The sequence below is a fragment of the Neisseria sp. HMSC055H02 genome, from assembly GCF_001813335.1.
GTDB classification, from domain to species: Bacteria; Pseudomonadota; Gammaproteobacteria; order Burkholderiales; family Neisseriaceae; genus Neisseria; species Neisseria sicca_C.
The window spans coordinates 1-628 of the sequence record NZ_KV812113.1 but is presented as its reverse complement, the minus strand read 5'-3'; the positions used below and the strand labels follow the sequence as shown (position 1 = coordinate 628).

The window sequence follows — 628 nt, the reverse complement described above, 5'->3', positions numbered from 1 at the left end:
GTTGGCATTGAGCCGCTGCCGATAATATTTAGCAAAAGTCGTCTGAAAGCCGGAAAAATGTTTCAGACGACCTTTTTTATTAGACTCAAGCTCGCGTGCGTGCGTACCGCGACACCCTACCTGCAGATTTAATGCAGACTACGACTTGCTGAAGATAAAGTTATCAAGGAGTTTGGCAAATATGGAAAAGATTGAGAAATTTAAGTCTGAATTATTAAATGACATCTTTCAATATATTCAATGCATATCTATTTTTGTCTATAAGAAAAAGATACATTATTTGATTGATCATAAGGAAAATTTTGAATTAAACGCAAAAATATCTTTTGATATTTATCTAAGAGAAGGAATTATAACCAAAGAACAATATAATTATGATTATAAAAATTACCGTAATGGTATCTGGCAGTTAACTAAGGACAATTTCGAAAACTATCTTCAATCAGATTCAGTCATTGTATTAAAAAAGGATGAATTGAAGGAACTGATGTTTCAGGGGTTTACTTCTGCTGAAGCAGTAAGGTTATAATTCCGTTGTTGAGAACAAGCTGTCGTACAATGATCCTATCTCAGACTCCGGCCAGCAAAGTGATTTCTTAAAAATCAATCAGATTTCTTCGAGGCTGCC

The 628-nt window shown here is 34.2% G+C and carries 1 pseudogene; it reads left to right on the top strand.

The window, feature by feature from the left end:
- Nucleotides 1-181: 181 nt before the first annotated feature.
- Nucleotides 182-628: pseudogene (locus tag HMPREF2907_RS08700) on the top strand (hypothetical protein); the annotation flags it as partial.